The organism is Bradyrhizobium sp. SK17, from assembly GCF_002831585.1.
Classification (GTDB): Bacteria; Pseudomonadota; Alphaproteobacteria; order Rhizobiales; family Xanthobacteraceae; genus Bradyrhizobium.
The window spans coordinates 1,327,760-1,344,591 of the sequence record NZ_CP025113.1 but is presented as its reverse complement, the minus strand read 5'-3'; the positions used below and the strand labels follow the sequence as shown (position 1 = coordinate 1,344,591).

The following is a 16,832-nucleotide window of genomic DNA, read 5'->3' as shown; positions in this document are numbered from 1 at the left end:
GCATTTGGTCGCGCTACGCGGAAAAGAGATCGACAGCTTCCTCGCCCGCCCGGACGCCGGACGCCCGATCATCCTGCTTTACGGTCCGGACCTCGGCCTGGTGCGCGAGCGCGCCGACGCGCTGATGGCCTCGGCCGTCGACGATCCCAATGATCCATTCTCGCTGGTGCGGCTCGATGGCGACGAGCTCGCCGCCGAACCGTCGCGGCTGATCGACGAAGCCATGACGGTGCCGCTGTTCGGCGGCCGCCGCGCCATCCGCGTCCGCGCCGGCTCGCGCAATTTCTCGAGCGGCGTCGAGACGCTGACCGAGACGCCGGCGCTGAAAGATTGCCGCATCGTGATCGAGGCCGGCGAGCTCCGCCCGGAATCGCCGCTGCGCAAGATCTGCGAGCGCGCCAAGAACGCGGTGGCGATCGGCTGCTATCCCGACACCGAACGCGATCTGACCAAGCTGATCGAGGACGAGCTGCGGATCTCCAACCTGCGGCTGGCGGGCGACGCGCGCGCGGTGCTGATGCCGCTGCTCGGCGGCGACCGCATGGCCTCGCGCAACGAGCTGCGCAAGCTCGCGCTGTTCGCGCACGGCAAGGGCGAGATCACCCTCGACGACGTGATGACCGTGGTGTCCGACGCCTCCGAGCTGAAGCTCGATCCGATCGTCGACGGCGCCTTCGCCGGCAACGCCGCGCTGGTCGAGAGCGAGTTCACGAAAGCGATGGTCGCCGGCACCTATCCCGGCGTGATCATCTCGGCGGCGCAGCGCCAGGCGGCGTGGCTGCATAAATCGGCGCTGGCGATCGCCGACGGCACGCCGGCATCCGCGGTGCTCGAAGGCGGATTCCCGCGGCTGCATTTCTCGCGCAAGCCGATGGTCGAGATCGCGCTGCGCAATTTCACGCCGCAGCGGCTGGTGGCCATCATCGATCAGCTCGCCACCGCGGCGCTCGACATGCGCAAGCAGGCCTCGCTCGCCGCCGTGATCGGGCAGCGCGCACTGCTCTCGATCGCGGCGAACGCGAAGCGGCGGGGGTAGGGTAAGAACCTAGCAGCCGTCATTGCGAGCAACGCGAAGCAGTCCATCGCTCCGCGTACGCGGAAAGATGGATTGCTTCGTCGCGATTGCTCCTCGCAATGACGAGGAGAAATGTCGGAAAACTAGCCGCCCTCCAGCCGCCGCACCACCTCGTCGAGCTGCTCGAGGTTGCGGTAGCTGATCTGCACCGTGCCGCCGGGATCGCGGTGGCTGACGGTGACGGCGAGGCCGAGCGCATCGCTGACGCGCTTCTCCAGCGCCAGCGTGTCGGCGTCCTTGTCGACCTTGGCCGCCGCGCTGCCAGAACGCGCCTTCTGCGGCTTGCGCTCCGGCACGCCCTCCTCATGCGCCAGCGCCTCGGCCTGGCGGACGTTGAGGCCTTCGGCGACGATGCGCTTGGCGGCCGTGAGCGGATCGGGCACGCCGATCAGCGCGCGGGCGTGACCGGCGGAGAGGTCGCCCTTGGAGATCAGCGCCTGCACCTCGTTCGGCAGTTTGGTCAGCCGCATCATGTTGGCGACATGGCTGCGGCTCTTGCCGACGATCTTGGCGATCTCTTCCTGGCTGCGTTTGAACTCGTCGGCAAGCGAATGATAGCCCAGCGCCTCTTCCATCGCGTTGAGGTCTTCGCGCTGCACGTTCTCGATGATCATGATCTCGAGCGCGTCGGAATCAGAAACCTCGACCGGCACGATCGGCACTTCATGCAGACCGGCGAGCTGCGAGGCGCGCCAGCGCCGTTCGCCGGCGATGATCTCGAAACGGTCCTGCGCGCCCTTGATCGCGCGCACCACGATCGGCTGGATCACGCCGCGCGCCTTGATCGAATCGGCGAGCTCGCCGAGCTCGGTATCGGCGAAGCTGCGCCGCGGGTTGCGCGGGTTGGGCTTGAGGAACTCGATCGGCACCTTGCGCTGCGTGCGCGGCCGCTCGGCATGCGCAGCCGCTTCGCCGCCGACATCTCCGATCAGGCTTGCCAGCCCGCGCCCCAGTCGCGAACGCGCTTCATCGGCCATTGTTGCGAGCTCCCTTGGATTCACACGCAATACTCCAGACTTGAATTTCAAGATCGTAGGATGGGTAGAGCGCAGCGAAACCCATCATTCTTTTCGAGTGCCGCGATGGGTATCGCTTCGCTCCACCCATCCTACGCACGACGCAACGTCGCTAGTGCGTGCGCAGTTCGCGCTCGCGCTGGATCACTTCGGTGGCGAGCTTGAGATAGGCATCGCTGCCGGCGCATTTGAGGTCGTAGACCAGCACAGGCTTGCCGTAGGACGGCGCTTCCGAGATGCGCACGTTGCGCGGGATCATGGTGTCGTAGACCTTGTTGCCCATGAACTGGCGCACGTCGGCGACCACCTGGTTGGAGAGGTTGTTGCGCGAGTCGAACATGGTCAGCACGATGCCGTGGATCGACAGCGTCGGGTTCAGCGTCGAGCGCACCTGCTCCACCGTTTGCAGCAATTGCGACAGACCTTCGAGCGCGAAGAACTCGCATTGCAGCGGCACCAGGATCGCGTCCGACGCCGCCATCGCATTCACCGTCAGCAGGTTGAGCGAGGGCGGGCAGTCGATCAGCACGTAGGTGTAGTCGGCTTCCGGCGAGACGTTGTTGTTCAATCCCGCGATCGCATCGCGCAGCCGGAAGGCGCGGCCCGGCGTGGTGCCGAGCTCGAGCTCGAGGCCGGAGAGATCCATGGTGGAGGCTGCGATGTGCAGCCGCGGCACCGCGGTCGCGACCACGGCATCGCGCAGCGGCGCCTCGCCGATCAGGACGTCGTAGGTCGAGCAACTGCGGTTGCGGCGATCGATCCCGAGCCCGGTCGAGGCGTTGCCCTGCGGATCGAGATCGACGATCAGGACGCGCTCGCCGATCGCAGCGAGTGCAGTACCAAGATTGATCGCTGTGGTTGTCTTGCCGACGCCGCCCTTCTGGTTGGCGAGCGACAGGATGCGCGGATGGCCGGGCGGCTGCGCCGCCCTATTCTCTTGATAAACCTCGTCCATCACAGTCATACCAAAATACCATTCACTCTCGCGGAGTCCCCTCACGCCGCTCGATTGACCCGAGTTCGACGATCCAGCCCTGTCCGCCGGTGCGGCTGGCATGTAGTTTAGGCGCAATATTCCAATATTTAGTGGCCTCGGTCAATTCGGCCTCTACATCTTGACCCTTCAAAAACAGCGCTTTCGCGCCCTTTTTGACCCACGGCTCGGCAAAGCCGATCAGTTGATGTAACGGAGCCAGCGCCCGCGCGGTGACGCAATCGATCGGGCCCGCGATTCTATCCACAGTATCCCCGATATCAGCCAGATGCACCGTCCCCGGTGACGCCGTCACGCGAATCGCCTCACGCAGGAACGCGGCCTTCTTGGCGATTCGCTCGACCAGATGGATCGATGCGCCAGGCGTTTCGGCCAAAGCGCAGGCGAGCACGACACCCGGAAAGCCGCCGCCGCTGCCGAGATCGATCCAGGACTTTGCCGATGGTGCGAGGCTCAGCAGCTGTAGCGAATCCGAGACGTGACGGGTCCAGAGATGCGGCAGCGTGGAGGGCGCGACGAGATTGGTCTTGGCCTGCCACGCCAGGAGGAGGGTGACGTAGCGGTCGAGCCGCGCTTCCGTTTCACGTGAAACAGGGGTCAGCGCGAGCGCCGCGGCTTTGTCCTTGGCGGAGACGTTGAACGCGGCGGGTTGTGGAGCTGGAGCCATTCTCTGGGATGCCGGTCGAGCTCGTCATTGCGAGCGAAGCGAAGCAATCCATTGTCCATCCGCGGAAGCGATGGATTGCTTCGTCGCTCCCGCTCCTCGCATTGACAAGACCACCTGCTGTTTCACGTGAAACGTCAGGCCGTCGCCTTCGCCGATTTCCGTCGTGCCTCGCGTCGCAGATAGGCCGCCAGGATACCCAGCGCCGCCGGCGTCATGCCGTCGATCCGGCCCGCCTGCCCGACCGTCCGCGGCTGCGCCTTCTGCAACTTGGCGCGCGCTTCATTGGAGAGACCAGGCACATCGGCATAGTCGATATCGGTCAGAACCAAACCTTCGTCGCGACGGAAGGCGTCGACGTCGGCGGTCTGACGCTTCAGATAGACATCGTATTTGGCATCGATCTCGAGGTGGACCGCGATCGCCGGGTCAATGGCCGACAGCTCCGGCCAGATCGCCTGGACCGCCGGCCACTCGATCTCCGGATAGGCCAGCAATTCGAAGGCCGATCGGCGATGGCCATCGCGGTTGAGCGCGAGCCCGTGCTTGGCGGCTTCATTCGGCGTGATCGCCAGCGACTTGGCCAAGCCTTTTGCCGCGTCGAGCGCCGCCATCTTGCTCCGGTGGCGTTCCGCGCGGCCCGCTCCGACGCATCCAAGTGCGATACCCTTGTCGGTCAGGCGCTGGTCGGCATTATCGGCCCGCAATGTCAGTCGGTATTCGGCGCGCGAGGTGAACATGCGATAGGGCTCGGTGATCCCGCGGGTCACCAGGTCGTCGATCATCACCCCGAGATAGCCGTCAGCACGGTCGAACACGATGGGATCGGCGCCGCTGGCCGCCAAAGCCGCGTTGAGGCCGGCAACGATGCCCTGCCCCGCCGCTTCTTCGTATCCCGTGGTGCCATTGATCTGGCCGGCCAGGAAAAGTCCGCGCAGGCGCCTGGTCTCCAGGGTCGGATCGAGCTCCCGCGGATCGACATGGTCATATTCGATCGCATAGCCGGGCCGAACCATCTTCACCCGCTCCAGGCCAGGAATGCTGGCGAGGATCGCGAGCTGAACCTCCTCGGGCAACGACGTCGAGATGCCGTTCGGATAGACCGTGCTGTCGTCGAGCCCTTCGGGCTCCAGGAAGATCTGGTGGCCATCGCGGTCGCCAAAGCGGACGATCTTGTCCTCGATCGATGGACAATAGCGCGGTCCCGAGCTCTTGATCTGGCCGGAGTACATCGGCGAGCGATGCACGTTGGCCCGGATCACCTCATGGGTTGCGGGCGTGGTCCGGGTGATGCCGCACTGGATCTGCGGGGTCGTGATCCGGTCGGTCATGACCGAAAACGGCTCCGGCGGATCGTCTCCGGGCTGCATTTCGACCGCCGACCAGTCGATCGTGGTGCCGTCGAGCCGCGGTGGGGTCCCGGTCTTGAGCCGGCCCAGCACAAAACCCGCCCGTTCGAACGAATTGGACAGGCCCATCGCCGGCGCCTCGCCGACCCGTCCTGCCGGCCAGTTCTTCTCCCCGAGATGGATCAGGCCGCGCAGAAAGGTCCCTGTGGTGATGACGACCGCACCCGCGGACAGCTGACGACCATCGCCCAGACGAATGCCGGTCACACGCCCGTCGATGACGGTCAGCTCGTCGGCTTCGCCTTCGATGACAGAGAGATTCGCGGTCTCGACGATCGCCGTCTGCATCGCAGCCGCATAGAGCTTGCGATCGGCCTGGGCACGCGGACCACGGACGGCGGGACCCTTCCGGCGATTGAGCATCCGGAACTGGATGCCACCAGCATCCGCGACCCGGCCCATCAGACCGTCCAGAGCATCGACTTCTCGAACCAGATGACCCTTGCCAAGTCCACCGATCGCCGGATTGCAAGACATCGCGCCGATGGTCGCGAAGCGATGGGTCACAAGGGCCGTCTTTGCGCCCATCCGGGCAGCGGCACTCGCGGCCTCGCAGCCGGCATGGCCGCCGCCAATGACGATGACGTCAAATGAATCTGCCCTGAAAGTCATGGCGGGATTTCTATCGTGGAGTGATGAAAGCCGGAAGAAGGAAGTTGGGATCGCGGGGTCAGAGACCCGATCGCCTGATCGAATATGGATCGCTTCGGCCGGCCCGCAATGACGTGCAGAGACGCGTTTCACGTGAAACAGCCCAGGTCTGGCGTGGCCGATTGTTTCACGTGAAACGGAGTGGGTCCTTAACCAATCGGAAACCATGTTTCACGTGAAACAGGCCCGGTTCCGTCTACTTGCCGACGCAGAACTCGCGGAAGATGACGTCGAGGATGTCCTCGACATCGACCCGGCCAAGCAAGCGACCAAGCGAGGTCGCTGCCCTCCGCAGTTCCTCTGCGGCAAGCTCCTCGCCCTGCCCGACCACATCGATGCTGCGCTGGAGCGACTCAACTGTTTCTTCGAGCAGTCCGCGTTGCCGGGTCCGGCTGATCAGGCCGGCCTCACCGGTTCCAAAATAGTCGTGTGCGAAGCCGACCAAGGCGGCGATCAGCTCCGAGAGACCGTCACCGCGAGCCGCCGAGATCCTGAACTCGCGATAGTCTCCGCCCTCACCCGCCGTCGTTCTCACCAGATCGATCTTGTTGCGCACCAGCCAGGTTGGCGTGCCGCCGCCGTGTCCGACCTTCGCGCCACCGGTGTCGGCCAGCCACAGCACGAGATCGGCTTCCGCGGCGCGCGCCCGGGCACGGCGGACACCCTCCTGCTCGACCGGGTCATCGGTCTCACGAATCCCGGCGGTGTCGATCACCGTGACGGGATAGCCGTCCAGATCGAGCTGTACCTCGATCACGTCACGGGTCGTGCCGGCATGCGGCGAGACGATCGCGACTTCGCGCCTGGCGAGCTGATTGATCAGGGTCGACTTGCCGACGTTCGGCGGGCCCGCAATCGCAACCACCAGGCCGTCGCGCAGCCGCTCGCTTTGCGCCTGACCCGCAAGCACATTCTTGATCTCATCATGCAACGCCCGGATCCGCTCCAGCGCTGGCGCAATCAGCTCCGCCGGCACATCGCCTTCATCGGAGAAATCGATCCCAGCCTCGATCAACGCCGACGCCACGATGATCCGCTCGCGCCAGTCTCGCGCGCGATCGCCGAGCAGCCCTTTCAGTTGGCGGAGCGCCTGGCGTCGCTGCCGGTCGGTGTCGGCGTGGATCAGATCGTCGAGGCCCTCGGCTTCCGTCAGGTCAAGCTTGCCGTTCTCGAATGCTCGCCGGGTGAATTCGCCGGGCTCGGCCGGTCGAACATTGTCGAATTTCGCGATGGCTTCGAACATCGCCGACAGCACCGCACGGCCGCCATGGACGTGCAATTCGGCGACATCCTCGCCGGTCGCGCTTGCCGGGCCGGGGAACCACAGCACGACGGCATCGTCAATCGGTTGCCGATTCGAATCGTGCAGCAGTGCCCGGGTCGCCATCCGCGGCGTCGGCCTGTTGCCCGCCAATCCCTCAATGACCGACGCAGCCATTGGGCCAGACAGCCTGACAATAGCGATCGCACTCGGTGGCCGTCCGGAGGATAAGGCGAAAATGGTCTGGTCGCGCGGATGCATCGCCTATTTCTTCCAGCAAATTGCCAAAGGCAATCCCGCTTCGCTTTCGCAGGCTGGTCGCTTCATGTTGCAATGCAACATAGTCGCGACGTCTTGCGGTATCCGCGCAGCAATTTGCTGCACCAGTCCAGGGTCAAATCACAATCTAAATCATAAACACAATATATATCAAATAGTTAATTGGATACCGCCTCGGCGGGCGCAGTTCAATTCATGCTGCGCTTTGCTGCAACAAGGCCGCAGCATGAAAAAGGGCGCCCCGTTTCTGCGGAGCGCCCTCTTCTGTTCAGCCCTTTGGGCTCAGGTATTCATGGAATCGAAGAATTCCGAATTGCTCTTCGTGTTCCGGAGCTTGTCGAGCAGGAAGTCGATCGCGTCCATGGTGCCCATCGGATTGAGGATGCGGCGCAGGACGTACATCTTCTTCAACACCTGCGGATCGGTGATCAGCTCCTCCTTGCGGGTGCCGGAGCGGGCGATATCGATCGCCGGGAAGGTCCGCTTGTCCGAGACCTTGCGGTCGAGGATCAGTTCGGAGTTACCGGTTCCCTTGAACTCTTCGAAGATGACTTCGTCCATGCGGCTGCCGGTGTCGACCAGCGCGGTCGCGATGATGGTCAGCGAGCCGCCCTCCTCGATGTTGCGCGCGGCGCCGAAGAACCGCTTCGGACGCTGCAACGCATTGGCGTCGACACCGCCGGTCAGCACCTTGCCGGATGACGGCACCACGGTGTTGTAGGCGCGGCCGAGGCGCGTGATCGAATCGAGCAGGATCACGACGTCGCGGCCGTGCTCGACCAGGCGCTTGGCCTTCTCGATCACCATCTCGGCGACCTGGACGTGACGCACCGCCGGCTCGTCGAAGGTCGACGACACCACCTCGCCCTTCACCGAGCGCTGCATGTCGGTGACTTCTTCCGGACGTTCGTCGATCAGCAGCACGATCAGGTAGCAGTCGGGATGGTTGGCGGTGATCGAGTGCGCGATGTTCTGCATCAGCACCGTCTTGCCGGTGCGCGGCGGCGCCACGATCAGCGCGCGCTGGCCCTTGCCGATCGGCGCGACGATGTCGATCACACGTGCGGACAGGTCCTTCTTGGTGGAATCCTCAAGCTCCATGCGGAAACGCTGATTGGGAAACAGCGGCGTGAGGTTGTCGAAATTGACCTTGTGCTTCGACTTTTCCGGGTCTTCGAAATTGAGCGTGTTGACCTTCAACAGCGCGAAATAGCGTTCGCCTTCCTTCGGGCTGCGAATATGGCCTTCGATCGTATCGCCGGTGCGCAAGCCGAAGCGGCGGATCTGCGACGGCGACACGTAGATGTCGTCGGGGCCGGGCAAGTAGTTCGCGTCGGGCGAACGAAGGAAGCCGAAGCCGTCGGACAGCACCTCGACCACGCCTTCACCGATAATGTCGGTCTCGGCGATCGCGAGCTGCTTGAGAATTGCGAACATCAGCTCCTGCTTGCGCATGGTGCTGGCATTCTCGACCCCGTTCTCTTCCGCAAACGAGACGAGCTCGGCCGGCGTTTTCGATTTGAGGTCCTGGAGTTTGATTTCCCGCATTGGGGTAGTCCTGTGAGGAAGTAAGTAGGGAAGGGGTGCGAGGTGGCTCTGGAAAAAGCGGACGCCAAGGGAAGGTCCGCAGGTCTCAGCCAGGAAAGTGCCGTTGGGGCTTTCAAACCTGATGCGGCGCCGGCCCGAAAAGAACCGGAACGCGACCACATCCGCCTGCGTGGGGTGGGATGAAACCTATATAGAAAATCGATCCGTCCTTCGCAAGAAGGACTGAAGCATGCGACCTCGGCATCGCAATGTCTAGAACGGCTTCACGACCACCATGATCACGATCAGGATCATCAGAAGCGTCGGCACCTCGTTGATAATACGATAGAATTTCTGACTGCGCTGATTCCGGTCCGCGGCGAAGTCCTTCACGCAGCGGGACAAAAAGCCGTGGATACCCGACATCACGAGCACCAGCGTAAATTTGACGTGAAACCAGCCTGAAAGGTACCAGTGTCCGGCCCAGGCCAGATAAAGCCCGGCCAACCAGGTTACGATCATCGCAGGATTGATGATCGCCTTCAAAAGCCGGCGTTCCATGATCTTGAAGGTCTCGGATTGCTTCGAGCCGGCTTCGGCCTCGCAATGATAGACGAACAGCCGCGGCAGATAGAGCATGCCCGCCATCCAGGAGATGACGGCAATGACGTGCAGGGCCTTGATCCAATCGTACATCGCTGGGATGCCTTTCAGGGAACAGCTCGGGCGGGCTCGGCGTTGCAGACAAGGCTCTGCAAGCGGGAGACGGATACATATCCGCACACACGGCTCTCCTAAACCTAATTAATTTTAGAATCTAAGGTTTGAGTCTTAATGACGGTGAATTTGACTCATGCAAGACGGTCCAGCCGTTCTTGCGGGCTTGTTCACATCCCTCAACATTTTGGCGGCCCAGTGCCGAGATCGGGAATCCGTTGCTGGACTCAATTGGTTGCGTAGCTCAGTGGCCAGCTTATCAAGAGACAAATCCACATCGGTTCACTATCATCCATCCGATCGCCTCGACTTATCCTTTCGCGAGGTGCTGTGAAGAAAGGGACGGGATATCCAACGGCCCGGCGACGGACCCGGATTCTTCTCCTCGACCTCCACAGCGATTCACAGGTTAGACAGGGGCTCCGGTGCCGACGACCTCCAATTATTTCCACCTGCATCTGGTGTCGGACTCGACCGGCGAGACGCTGATCACCGTGGCGCGCGCGGTCGCCGCGCAATACGCCAATGTCACCGCGGTCGAGCATGTCTATCCGTTGGTGCGCAGCCAGAAGCAGCTCGATCGCGTGCTCGACGAGATCGAGGAATCCCCGGGCATCGTGCTGTTTACGCTGCTGGAGAAAGATCTGGTCGGCCGGCTCGAAGGCAAGTGCAGGGAGATCAACGTTCCGAGCCTGTCGATCATCGGGCCGGTGATGCAATTGTTCGAGGCGTATCTGGGTGCTGCGACCACCGGGCGGGTCGGCGCGCAACACGTGCTCAACGCGGAATATTTCGCCCGCATCGATGCGCTCAACTTCACGATGATGCATGACGACGGTCAGCATGTCGAAGGCCTGGAGGAGGCCGATGTGGTGCTTGTCGGAGTGTCCCGTACCTCGAAGACGCCGACTTCGATCTACCTCGCCAACCGCGGCATCAGGACGGCGAACGTGCCGCTGGTGCCGGGAATTCCGCTGCCGCATCAGCTCGAGACCTTGAAGAAGCCGCTGGTGGTCAGCCTGCATGCGACACCCGAGCGCCTGATCCAGGTCCGGCAGAACCGCCTGCTGACGATGGGCGACCGCGACAACGACACCTACATCGACAAACAGTCGGTGGCCGACGAGGTGGCCTTTGCGCGGCGCCTGAGCGCGAAATTCAACTGGGCGCTGCTCGACGTGACGCGCCGCTCGATCGAGGAAACGGCGGCCGCGGTGATGAAGCTCTATAACGACCGCCAGCGCGCGCGGCCGTTGGAGTGATCACCTCGTCATGACGATCTGGCGCGACCCACAGAAGCTGATCCTGGCCTCGCAAAGCCGTGCGCGACGGATGCTGCTCGAGAATGCCGGCCTCGATTTCGAGGCGCTGCCGGCCGATATCGACGAACGCGGCGTGCAGACCAATTCCGGCCTTTCGGCGCCGGGAGAGATCGCCTCGCTCTTGGCGCGCGAGAAGGCGCTGTTCATATCCAGGCAGAAGCCCGGTCGGTATGTCGTCGGCGCCGATCAGACCTTGGCGCTGGGGCAACGGATGTTCAGCAAGCCGGCCGGCCGCGCGCAGGCTGCCGAGCAGCTCGGTCTGCTGGCGGGCCAGATCCATGAGCTGCATTCCGCAGTCTCGGTGGCGCGTGATGGACAAATCCTGTTTGATGACGTCAGCGTCGCCCGCATGACGATGCGGCCGCTCGCCGCCGGCGAGATCACGGCCTATCTCGACCAGGCCGGGGAGGCGGTAACGACCAGCGTCGGCGCCTACCAGCTCGAAGGCCTCGGCGTGCATCTGTTCGAGCGGATCGAAGGCGACCATTTCACCATCTTCGGTCTGCCGCTATTGTCGCTGCTGGCGTTCCTGCGCCGCGAACGACTGCTCGCGGTGTGAGCCGCCGACATATGGTGACGGAGAGATGCTGAAGCGATGCTGATTGTTGGACTGACCGGCTCGATCGGGATGGGGAAATCCACCACGGCCAAACTGTTCATGGAGGCCGGCGTGCCGGTGTACGACGCCGATGCGGCCGTGCATCAACTCTATGAAGGCGAAGCTGCGCCGGCGATCGAGGCCGCGTTTCCCGGCACCACCGCCAATGGCAAGGTCGATCGCGCCAAGCTGTCGGCACGCGTGGTGCAGGACGCGGTGGCGATCAAGCAGCTCGAGCAGATCGTGCATCCGATGCTCGGCGCATCGCGCCAGAAATTCTTCGCCGACGCCGAGGCCGCCGGCGCGCCCATCGTCGTGCTCGACATCCCGCTGCTGTTCGAGACCGGCGGCGAGAAACGCGTCGATGCGGTCGTGGTCGTCACCACGTCGGCGGAACTGCAACGCGAGCGCGTGCTGGCGCGGGGCACCATGGATGCGGCGAAACTCGACGCCATCATCGCCAAGCAGATGCCGGACGCCGAGAAGCGCAAGCGCGCCGATTTCATCGTGGATACCTCGCACGGACTTGATCCGGTGCGGGCGCGCATCCGCGACATTCTGGACGAGATTGCTAAGATGCCGAAGCGGCGCGCCTGATTCGCGCCTTTTCGGACTCCTTCACGTCATGCGCGAAATCGTTCTCGATACCGAAACCACTGGCCTCGATCCGCTGCGCGGTGACCGGCTGGTCGAAATCGGCTGCGTCGAGATCTTCAACCGCATGCCGACCGGCCAGACCTATCACGTCTATATCAATCCCGAACGCGACATGCCGATGGAAGCGTTCAACGTGCACGGCCTTTCGACCGAGTTCCTGGCCAGCAAGCCGCTGTTCACCGAGGTGGTCGACGAGTTCCTGGCCTTCATCGGCGATACGCCGCTGGTGATCCACAACGCCTCGTTCGACATCAGCTTCATCAACGCCGAGCTCGACCGCATCAAGCGGAAGGCGATTCCGAAGGACCGGCTGGTCGATACGCTGCTGCTGGCGCGGCGCAAGCATCCCGGCGTGTCGAACCGGCTCGACGATCTCTGCTCGCGTTATCAGATCGACAATTCCCGCCGCACCAAGCACGGCGCCTTGCTCGACGCCGAGCTGCTCGCCGAGGTCTATATCGACCTGATCGGGGCGCGGCAGTCGCAGCTCATCCTGGCATCGGAAACGTCGGATGCGCGCGCCGGCAGCCACAGTGATTCACCGCGGCGGCAGCGCGAAACCCCGTTGGCGGCACGGGTCAGCGATGCGGATCGCGAGGCCCACCGGGCCTTCGTCGGCACGCTCGGCGACAAGCCGATCTGGAACGATTACCTGCCGCCGCCAGCGCCTGTTGAAGCCCCGGCGGCCTGATCATCCTGCTAGTGGTTCCGTCATCCTGAGGAGCGCGAAGCGCGTCTCGAAGGATGCCCGGCCCGGCCGGTGACCGTCGAACCTTCGAGACGCCTGCTTCGCAGGCTCCTCAGGATGACGGCTCACAGGTCCGCTGACTTTCTCGAAGTTGAAATCAGCTCGGCTTGACGCCGGAGGCGGCCTGCGCGGCTGCGGCGCGCTCCATGTTCTGGCGGTAGAGGCCGACGAAATCGACCGGGTCGAGCAGCAGGGGCGGGAAGCCGCCGTCGCGGACGGAGGTGGCGACGATCTCGCGCGCGAACGGGAACAGCAGCCGCGGGCACTCGATCATGACCAGCGGGTGCAGGTTCTCCTGCGGCACATTCAGGATACGGAACACGCCGGCATAGGCCAGGTCGAAGCTGAACATCACCTTGCCGGCCGACTCCGCCTTGCCCTCGACCGAGAGGATCACCTCGTACTCGTTCTCCGACAGGTTGTTGGCGGAGACGTTGATCTGGATGTTGATCGCCGGCTGTTGCTGCTGCTGGCCGAGCGATGCCGGGGCATTCGGGTTCTCGAACGACAGGTCCTTGGTGTACTGCGCCAGCACGTTGAGCTGGGGAGCGGCCTGTTCGACAGGGGCGCCGTTGCCATTGGTCATGAAATGTCTCCTGGAGCAGCGCTCGATGGACAGGATGTCCGACGGCACGCGTTAAGGTGTTGGGAATGCCGATGCCGGGCGAGTGGCTATCATAGGCCCGGCTCGGTCCACAAGGACGACGAACGAACGCATTCCGGCACGGCCACGGCCGGATTGTCCGGCCAAAAGGCCGCGAGCACGGGTCCGCCAAATCTCTTAACGGCTTCCTAAATTATTGAAGATGCGCGATTTCCTGAAAGGAACGGGTTTCCCCCCGGCTCCAAAACGCGCTACACTTGCCCGTGCCAAAAAGCGCCATTGGCCGAGCATAGTTTCGTGCCTACATGCTGCGGACTCAATCGGCGATGTAATCTCTGCCGTTCCCGACCGGGAACGCTTTGACGGCCGGCCCGTTGCCGGCAGAGACCAGAAAGCGAAATCGACGTGGATATCTACACCATCATTTTCCTGGCGCTGGCCGTTTTTATCTTCCTGCGCCTGCGCAGCGTTCTCGGGCAGCGCACGGGAAGCGAGCGGCCGCCTTATGATCGTGCGGCTCCCAACGTCGTGCAGCGCGGCCAGGACAACAACGTCGTGCCGATCCCGGGGTCGGTGGTCGACCAGCCGGCCGCGGCGCCGGCGGCCGAGCCGGTCGAACCCACGGAGCGCTGGAAGGGCATCGCCGAGCCCGGCACGCCGCTGGCGCAGGGCCTCGATGCGGTCGTGGCCCAGGATTCCGCGTTCGATCCGCGGCATTTCCTCTCCGGCGCCCGCTCGGCCTATGAAATGATCGTGCTGGCGTTCGCCAATGGCGATCGCCGTGCGCTGCGCGACCTGCTGTCGACCGAGGTCTATGAGAGCTTCGAGGCGGCGATCAAGGATCGCGAGAAGCACGAGCAGAAGACCGAGACCCGGTTCGTGTCGATCGACAAGGCCGAGATCGTCAGCGCGGAGACGCGCGATCGCTCGACCCAGCTCACCGTCCGCTTCGTGTCGCAGATGATCTCGGTGACGCGCGACAAGGCGGGCACCATCGTCGACGGAAGCCCGGACAAGGTCGCCGACATCACCGACGTCTGGACATTCGCCCGCGACTCGACTTCCCGCGATCCGAACTGGAAGCTGGTTGGCACTGGAAGCGCTCACTAAACATCTCAGCTACGGGCGCCTCGCGGTCGCGTGCTGTGCGCTCGCCGTGTTGTGCTCCACCGCGGCGATCGCCGCGCGCAAATGGGGCCGGCATGCCCCGCCCCGACACGAGATCAGCCATCCGATCCCCTATCCCAATCTGGAATTGCCGTTGCAGGTCAGCGGCAGCCAGTATGAACCGCTGACCTGGCCCAATGTCGCGGGCTGGGGCGACGATGATCATCTCGCCGCCTACAAGGCGTTTCGCACCAGCTGCAAGCCGATCGCCGCCCAGCAGGGCGCGCCCGCGGATTCGAAAGCGCTCGGCAGCTCGCTGCGCGATCCCTGCCGGATCGCCAAGGGGCTCGCGCTCAGCGACGGCGTCAAGGCGAAGGAATTCTTCGAGCAGAATTTCGTGCCACTGCGCATCTCGCGGCTCGGCGAGGATGCCGGCTTCGTCACCGGCTATTACGAGCCGGTGCTCGACGGGTCGAAGACCCAGACCGACGTCTACAACGTTCCGGTCTATCGCCGGCCCTCCAACCTGTTCGTGCGCGGCAAGACGCAAGCCTCGGTCGGGCTGCCCAACGGCGGTCCGGTGTATCGCAAGATCGGCCGGCGCAAGCTCGTGCCGTATTACGACCGCGCCCAGATCGAGGACGGCGCGATCGCCGGCCGCGGACTCGAGCTCTGCTGGCTGAAGAGCCAGACCGACCTGCTGTTCGCGCAGATCCAGGGCTCGGCGCGGATCAAATTCGACGACGGCACCACGCTGCGCATCAATTACGACGCGCATAATGGTTATCCCTATACGCCGGTCGGGCGGGTCCTGATCGACCGCGGCATCATCCCGAAGGATCAGATGTCGATGCAGAAGATCAGGGAATGGATGGACCAGAACCCCGACGGTGCCAAGGAGCTGCGGCGGCAGAACCGCGCCTACGTGTTCTTCCGCGAAGTCCCGCTGTCCGACAAGGACGAAGCGGTCGGCGCGCAGGGGGTGCCGCTGACGCCCGGCCGTTCGATCGCGGTCGACAAGGCGCTGCATGTCTACGGCACGCCGTTCTTCATCGCCGGCGAGTTGCCGATCGAATCCGAGCAGTCGAAGACCCCGTTCCACCGGCTGATGATCGCGCAGGACACCGGATCGGCGATCGTCGGCCCGGCCCGCGCCGATCTCTATTTCGGCGCCGGCGCGGACGCCGGAAAGGTATCGGGCCGGCTGCGGCACAACATGCAGTTCGTGATGCTGGTGCCGAAGGCGCTCGACCCGGTCGCGCGCGGCCACAAGCTGCCGGTCCCCGAGGACCGGCCGTCGGCCAGGATCGCGAAACTGTTTCCCCAGACCGATCCACAACCGGACAAGCCGGCGGAAAAGCCCGCCGATGTGCCGACGGCGACGATCACCAAGGGCGCGAAGGCCGCCACCAAGGACGGGGCTGCCACCACGGCCAAGGCGCCAGCCGTCGCGCCGGATGCGGCATCCACCAAGCCTGCCGCAACAACCCCTGTCGCGCAGGCAGCGCCTGTGGCAGAACCGGTGCCATTGCCGGTCGCCCGGCCCGACATTCCGCAAGATCAGGAGCAGCGGCGCAGCCGGCGCATTCGCCATCACCGCGACCAATGAAACGTCCCGCGCCGATTCCCGACCTCTCCGCTCCGTCGCGGCGCAAGCGTGCGCTCAGCGAGGAAGAGCGTGCGCTCTGGGAGAGCGTCGCGAAGCAGGTCAAGCCGCTGCGCAAGCGACCGGCCGCAGCGAAAGCACATGCGGCCGCTTCTGATCCCGCGAGCCATCACGCGGCCGCAAAGCCTATCCCGGTCAAGGCGGTGGCGCCGGTGAAATCCGTCACCCCGCCGCGTCCGCAGATGCCACCGCTGGCGCCGATCGGCCGCCGCGAGCGGGCAAAGCTGTCGCGCGGCAGGCAGGACATCGATGCGCGGCTCGACCTGCACGGCATGACCCAAATCCGCGCGCATCGCGTGCTGTTCGCCTTCCTGCAACGCGCGCATCATGACGGGCTCACCTTCGTGCTGGTCATCACCGGCAAGGGCAAGGTCGGCGGTCTCGATGCTGAGCGCGGCGTGTTGCGCCGCCAGGTGCCGGAATGGCTCGGCCTGCCTGAATTCCGCTCGCTGGTCGTCGGCTTCGAGGAGGCGCATATCGGCCATGGCGGCGAGGGCGCGCTCTATGTGCGGGTGCGGCGCGCGCGCTGAGCGTGCG

Annotated in this window: 16 protein-coding genes; 8 read left to right on the top strand and 8 right to left on the bottom strand. The window is 64.1% G+C overall.

What is annotated here, in order from left to right; genetic code table 11:
• Positions 1 to 4 precede the first annotated feature (4 nt).
• Complete coding sequence (gene holA / locus CWS35_RS06220; protein WP_100951334.1) at positions 5 to 1,036, top strand: DNA polymerase III subunit delta; 1,032 nt, start codon at positions 5 to 7, stop codon at positions 1,034 to 1,036.
• 122 nt (positions 1,037 to 1,158) lie between these two features.
• Here the strand turns inward: holA and CWS35_RS06215 are convergent, their stop codons facing one another.
• The 7 genes from CWS35_RS06215 to hemJ form a co-directional block, all read right to left on the bottom strand.
• Complete coding sequence (locus CWS35_RS06215) at positions 1,159 to 2,052, bottom strand: ParB/RepB/Spo0J family partition protein (RefSeq protein ID WP_168226277.1); 894 nt, start codon at positions 2,050 to 2,052, stop codon at positions 1,159 to 1,161.
• A 151-nt stretch (positions 2,053 to 2,203) separates the two neighbouring features.
• Positions 2,204 to 3,055 carry a ParA family protein gene (locus CWS35_RS06210; protein ID WP_024583079.1) on the bottom strand — a complete coding sequence of 284 codons (852 nt, stop codon included), beginning with the start codon at positions 3,053 to 3,055 and terminating at the stop codon, positions 2,204 to 2,206.
• 13 nt (positions 3,056 to 3,068) lie between these two features.
• Positions 3,069 to 3,752, bottom strand: a complete 684-nt coding sequence (gene rsmG / locus CWS35_RS06205; protein WP_100951330.1) for a 16S rRNA (guanine(527)-N(7))-methyltransferase RsmG — start codon at positions 3,750 to 3,752, stop codon at positions 3,069 to 3,071.
• Between the two features lie 134 nt (positions 3,753 to 3,886).
• On the bottom strand, positions 3,887 to 5,770 hold the full coding sequence (gene mnmG / locus CWS35_RS06200) for a tRNA uridine-5-carboxymethylaminomethyl(34) synthesis enzyme MnmG (protein WP_100951328.1): 1,884 nt from the start codon (positions 5,768 to 5,770) through the stop codon (positions 3,887 to 3,889).
• A gap of 235 nt (positions 5,771 to 6,005) precedes the next feature.
• The gene (gene mnmE / locus CWS35_RS06195; RefSeq protein WP_100951326.1) at positions 6,006 to 7,331 is read right to left on the bottom strand and encodes a tRNA uridine-5-carboxymethylaminomethyl(34) synthesis GTPase MnmE; all 1,326 of its coding nucleotides are present in this window, start codon (positions 7,329 to 7,331) and stop codon (positions 6,006 to 6,008) included.
• A gap of 300 nt (positions 7,332 to 7,631) precedes the next feature.
• Positions 7,632 to 8,897, bottom strand: a complete 1,266-nt coding sequence (gene rho, locus CWS35_RS06185; protein WP_021078151.1) for a transcription termination factor Rho — start codon at positions 8,895 to 8,897, stop codon at positions 7,632 to 7,634.
• Between the two features lie 252 nt (positions 8,898 to 9,149).
• Positions 9,150 to 9,572 (bottom strand): protoporphyrinogen oxidase HemJ, encoded by a 423-nt coding sequence (gene hemJ, locus CWS35_RS06180; protein WP_100951324.1) that lies wholly within the window; start codon positions 9,570 to 9,572, stop codon positions 9,150 to 9,152.
• A gap of 446 nt (positions 9,573 to 10,018) precedes the next feature.
• On the opposite strand from hemJ, the gene CWS35_RS06175 reads away from it, so the two are divergent.
• Genes CWS35_RS06175 through dnaQ form a run of 4 tightly spaced genes read left to right on the top strand, consistent with a single transcriptional unit; the run spans position 10,019 to position 12,861 of the window.
• Positions 10,019 to 10,855 carry a pyruvate, water dikinase regulatory protein gene (locus CWS35_RS06175; RefSeq protein ID WP_024583074.1) on the top strand — a complete coding sequence of 279 codons (837 nt, stop codon included), beginning with the start codon at positions 10,019 to 10,021 and terminating at the stop codon, positions 10,853 to 10,855.
• A gap of 10 nt (positions 10,856 to 10,865) precedes the next feature.
• Positions 10,866 to 11,474 (top strand): Maf family protein, encoded by a 609-nt coding sequence (locus CWS35_RS06170; protein WP_100951322.1) that lies wholly within the window; start codon positions 10,866 to 10,868, stop codon positions 11,472 to 11,474.
• A 36-nt stretch (positions 11,475 to 11,510) separates the two neighbouring features.
• On the top strand, positions 11,511 to 12,110 hold the full coding sequence (coaE, locus tag CWS35_RS06165) for a dephospho-CoA kinase (protein WP_024583072.1): 600 nt from the start codon (positions 11,511 to 11,513) through the stop codon (positions 12,108 to 12,110).
• A 28-nt stretch (positions 12,111 to 12,138) separates the two neighbouring features.
• Positions 12,139 to 12,861 (top strand): DNA polymerase III subunit epsilon, encoded by a 723-nt coding sequence (gene dnaQ / locus CWS35_RS06160; protein WP_100951320.1) that lies wholly within the window; start codon positions 12,139 to 12,141, stop codon positions 12,859 to 12,861.
• Positions 12,862 to 13,015: 154 nt separating this feature from the next.
• On the opposite strand, the gene secB is transcribed toward dnaQ, so the two are convergent.
• Entirely contained in the window at positions 13,016 to 13,504 is a 489-nt protein-coding gene (secB, locus tag CWS35_RS06155; protein WP_024583070.1) for a protein-export chaperone SecB, read from the bottom strand.
• Between the two features lie 423 nt (positions 13,505 to 13,927).
• Here secB and CWS35_RS06150 point away from each other — a divergent pair, with 423 nt between their 5' ends.
• The 3 genes from CWS35_RS06150 to CWS35_RS06140 are packed head-to-tail and all read left to right on the top strand — an operon-like array spanning position 13,928 to position 16,825.
• Positions 13,928 to 14,632 carry a Tim44/TimA family putative adaptor protein gene (locus tag CWS35_RS06150; RefSeq protein WP_100951318.1) on the top strand — a complete coding sequence of 235 codons (705 nt, stop codon included), beginning with the start codon at positions 13,928 to 13,930 and terminating at the stop codon, positions 14,630 to 14,632.
• On the top strand, positions 14,610 to 16,238 hold the full coding sequence (locus CWS35_RS06145) for an MltA domain-containing protein (RefSeq protein ID WP_245438885.1): 1,629 nt from the start codon (positions 14,610 to 14,612) through the stop codon (positions 16,236 to 16,238). Before CWS35_RS06150 ends, CWS35_RS06145 begins: the two co-directional genes overlap by 23 nt.
• Entirely contained in the window at positions 16,235 to 16,825 is a 591-nt protein-coding gene (locus CWS35_RS06140) for a Smr/MutS family protein (protein ID WP_100951316.1), read from the top strand. Before CWS35_RS06145 ends, CWS35_RS06140 begins: the two co-directional genes overlap by 4 nt.
• The last annotated feature ends 7 nt before the right edge of the window (positions 16,826 to 16,832 follow it).

Coding starts and splice junctions, on each gene's coding strand:
- dnaQ (WP_100951320.1), top strand. CDS start 12,139: ATGCGCGAAATCGTTCTCGATACCGAAACCACTGGCCTCGATCCGCTG.
- CWS35_RS06140 (WP_100951316.1), top strand. CDS start 16,235: ATGAAACGTCCCGCGCCGATTCCCGACCTCTCCGCTCCGTCGCGGCGC.
- hemJ (WP_100951324.1), bottom strand. CDS start 9,572: ATGTACGATTGGATCAAGGCCCTGCACGTCATTGCCGTCATCTCCTGG.
- CWS35_RS06215 (WP_168226277.1), bottom strand. CDS start 2,052: ATGGCCGATGAAGCGCGTTCGCGACTGGGGCGCGGGCTGGCAAGCCTG.
- CWS35_RS06210 (WP_024583079.1), bottom strand. CDS start 3,055: ATGACTGTGATGGACGAGGTTTATCAAGAGAATAGGGCGGCGCAGCCG.
- secB (WP_024583070.1), bottom strand. CDS start 13,504: ATGACCAATGGCAACGGCGCCCCTGTCGAACAGGCCGCTCCCCAGCTC.
- mnmG (WP_100951328.1), bottom strand. CDS start 5,770: ATGACTTTCAGGGCAGATTCATTTGACGTCATCGTCATTGGCGGCGGC.
- mnmE (WP_100951326.1), bottom strand. CDS start 7,331: ATGCATCCGCGCGACCAGACCATTTTCGCCTTATCCTCCGGACGGCCA.
- rho (WP_021078151.1), bottom strand. CDS start 8,897: ATGCGGGAAATCAAACTCCAGGACCTCAAATCGAAAACGCCGGCCGAG.
- rsmG (WP_100951330.1), bottom strand. CDS start 3,752: ATGGCTCCAGCTCCACAACCCGCCGCGTTCAACGTCTCCGCCAAGGAC.
- coaE (WP_024583072.1), top strand. CDS start 11,511: ATGCTGATTGTTGGACTGACCGGCTCGATCGGGATGGGGAAATCCACC.
- CWS35_RS06170 (WP_100951322.1), top strand. CDS start 10,866: ATGACGATCTGGCGCGACCCACAGAAGCTGATCCTGGCCTCGCAAAGC.